This window comes from Thermoflexus sp., assembly GCF_034432235.1.
Lineage (GTDB): Bacteria > Chloroflexota > Anaerolineae > Thermoflexales > Thermoflexaceae > Thermoflexus.
Map to the genome: position 1 here is coordinate 1 of NZ_DAOUCJ010000074.1, position 3,483 is coordinate 3,483.

The following is a 3,483-nucleotide window of genomic DNA, read 5'->3' on the forward strand; positions in this document are numbered from 1 at the left end:
AGACCTCCCAGGCGGTCCATCCCCAATCCACGGCCTTCAGCAGCACCACCGCCCCAGCCACCAGGAGGGGGAGGACCGGAAGATGCCCTCCATCATCCAGATAGCGCAGCGGGTTATTGTAAACGTAGGCGTAACGATTCAGCGCCTGCGGGTTCCCCGGCTCGGGCACCAGGGGATCGGGTTGCAGGAAGCGGCCCAGGGCGGGGTCGTAGAAGCGGGCTTGGTCATCGTAGAGCCCGAGGGACGCCTCCCACCGCTGGCCGGTGAAGCGGCGGTCGGTGAGGAAGAGGCCGCTCTCCCACCGGAGGGCGCCATGGTGAGACAACGGAGATATAACGGGTCAGGCTATGCAATTGTTAAGGTGTTTGCTTTCGCACCAATGAATGACGAACCGCCTTAGCTTCCATAGGTTATTTGATAAATTCAAAGTTTCTCCAAAATCCCCAGCCCCACCCAATGCTTGGTTCGCTCATCATATACTGTCACGAATAATTTCCCCTCAGTTCGCCACCTGGTTAAGAGCTCCCAAATATCCGGATATAACCGGAACGATCGACCATCCTTTGCAAGAAAGCGAAATGGTATTCCAGAGGTTGTTCCTTCAATTACCTCATAAACTTCCCATGGCTCGAATATAATGAGCCTTGCGTTTCTGCTCATCAAAAATCTCCCCATCGCAGACGGTTTATCCTCAGGATTTCCGCTTGGACCAAATCTTCGGTCCAATACTCAATTCCCCATCCTGCTCGGAATCCAGGATCTCGAGGCCAAAACCAGGGTCAGGTCCGTTGAGGGCCATGCAAGCGGGGCTGATTTACAATCTTGAACTCGATTCGATATTCCGGTGGATGTCTTAATGCTAATCGGCTAAGAGCTTCTCGGGAGGTTTCAAAACGATTTGTGGTAATGTAAGTTCGCCCGGGCCTTCCGCCGCGGAGGAGGCCGGTTTGCTGGATGGCAGCGATCTCCCCCTCTCCCACGTATCGGGTATAATAGCCCGGGAAGCGAGCCGCCATCACCGCTCGATCTACCACCCCTCCTGCCAAGGTCATTCCGCTTCTAAAAAAGGCGTATTCAACTAACAACGCTGTAAATCTCCTAAATACGCATTTTTTGTTATATATTCGTTCACATTAACAATTATTTTGTCCCATGTCAAAAATTTAATAAATTCAAATATGCCATAACGCGGAAATATTATGAACCTGCGCCCATCATCGGCTTTAAACAAGAATAGATTTACTACCTCACCGTATATCTCTTCTTCGGCCTCAAAAGGTTCGAAAATTACCAGCTTTGCTCGCCATTTCATCGCAAACGCTCCCATCGCAATAAGCGAACTTTCACTGGGTCGCGAGTGTAATACTCAACTCCCCAGCCTGCTCGGAATCCAGGATCCCGAGGCCGGAACCATGGCCATACACGCCTGGGTCCTTGAATGCGCGGCTGGTTCAGGATTTCAAACTCGATCCGATAGGAGGGGGGCGAGGGAAGGGACAATCGGCTCATGGCTTCCCGGCTCGTCTGGAAAACATCCGTGGTGAAATAAGTGGGCGTGTCCGTTCGACCTCCCCGAAGGAAACCGGTTTCCTGGATGGCTTGAAGTTCTCCCTCGGAGATATAGCGGACGTAGGTTCCCCGAAATGCTGCTCGCATCACCATCCGATCCACACCGTGGAAGACGCCGCCGCTGAGGCCACCGATTAGGGCATCCCGTCCCAGTTCGGCGGGATCCCCTAATCCTTCCCCCACGGGCCTTCCGGTCAGGAGGTTCTCCGTGGCTCGTGCGACTTGTCCGGAGGCTGCCCCGCTGAAGGCGCCGGCGCCCACCATCCCCCATAAGCCTGTCCCCAATACCGCGCTTGCCCCGTAGAGTGTGGCCCCACCCACCGCCCCGGCTACAGCGCTGGCACCGACAGCAGCCCCGTTGACGTTCATAAAGGCCTGCACGGTGAAACCGTTCTGGCTGATGTTCGCCGCTACTTGCACCCCATAATTGATCAGCGCTCCGGTTGCTGCCCCAATCCCCATCATCACCAGGATGACCGGGACGTGCCCGCTGGGGTCGGTGTAGCGCAAGGGGTTGTTGTAGACATAGGCATACCGGTTGAGCGCCTGGGGGTTCCCTGGCTCGGGCACGATGGGATCGGGTTGCAGGAAGCGGCCCAGGGCGGGGTCGTAGAAGCGGGCCCGGTAATCATACAGGCCCAGCGCCCCCTCCCACCGCTGGCCGGTGAAGCGGCGGTCGGTGGGGAAGAGGCCGCTCTCCCACCGGATGGCGCCATAGGGGAGATAGCGCGTGGCCCCCACCACACTCCCGCCCTGCGCCAGCACGGTGACGCTCCCCAGGTGATCCCCCACCACCGCGTAGACGGCGCTTCCCTCTCGCACGGCCACCGCTTCGCCCCCCAGGCGGTAGACCTTCCGCCCCAGGCCGCCCCCCACTTCGTAGCCGTCGTCCACGGCCACGGTGGGGAGGCCCGCCACCTCCCGGACCCCCCGGTTTCCTTCGGCGTCGTAGCGGAAGCGGGCCACCCGCTCGGCGCCCCGCCAGACCTCCGTCAGGCGGTTCTCGGGGTCGTAGACGTAGCGCCACTCGGCACCGCCCACGGTGCGGGTGAGGACGTTCCCGTTCCCATCATACCCCAGCGTCGTCCCATCGCTCACCGAGACCAGCCGCCAGGAGCGCCCGCGGTCGCTTCCGGCCCAGGCGGCGTGCCAGGCCTCGTCCAGGCAGCGGACGGTGGGGCTTTTGGCCACCAGGGGGAGGTAGACCCGGTAAGGCCCCGGCGGGGCGGAGGGCGGGGCGGGATCCCCATAGTCGTAAACCCAGGCCTGGGCCCCCTCCGTCCGCTGGAGCCACCGTCCCCCCGCATCCAGGGTCCAGGTCCCGCTCACCGGCCCGCTCATCCCTACCAGGCGGTCCAGCTCATCATAGGCGAAGGCCCAGACCTCCGAGCGGGCCGTGTCGGTGATCCGAAGGACGTTACCGGCCGCATCATAAGCGTAGCCCAGGTCCAGCCCCGGGCCCTGGATGCGGGTCACCCGCAGGGTGTGGGGGTCGTAGGCCCGCTGGAGGGCGCCGCCGCCGAAGAGGGAGAGCCCGGTGAGCTGGCCCGCCGCGTTGTAGGCGGCGTTCCCGGCATAGGGGCTCCACCCGGTGAGGGCGGTGGGCCAGCCGTGGGGGCCGTAGGCCACCGTGAGGACCTCGCCATCGGGGTCCACTCGCTGCACCAGGCGGTCCATTGCGTCGTAGGCGAAGCGCTGGAGGTAGGTCTGGCCGTCCACGGTGAGGGTGGCGGTGGTGACCCGGCCCCGGATGTCGTAGGCCCAGGTCCGCTGGATCCCCTCGGCGGTCCAGGCCCGGGTCTTGCGGCCGAGGGAGGCCCCATACCCGGGCTCATCGTAAGCGAAGCCCACCGCATACCCGGAAGGCCCGGGGTCCGGGGGCGGATTGTAAGAGGCGCCGTCGGGGACGTTCGG

2 protein-coding genes are annotated in these 3,483 nt (G+C 62.0%); both read right to left on the reverse strand.

The window, feature by feature from the left end; genetic code table 11:
• On the reverse strand, window positions 1–325 hold a 325-nt coding region (locus VAE54_RS08725), incomplete at its 3' end, for an RHS repeat-associated core domain-containing protein (RefSeq protein WP_322801571.1).
• A gap of 983 nt (window positions 326–1,308) precedes the next feature.
• Window positions 1,309–3,483, reverse strand: a 2,175-nt coding sequence (locus VAE54_RS08730) for an RHS repeat-associated core domain-containing protein (protein WP_322801572.1), incomplete at its 5' end; no start/stop codon positions are given.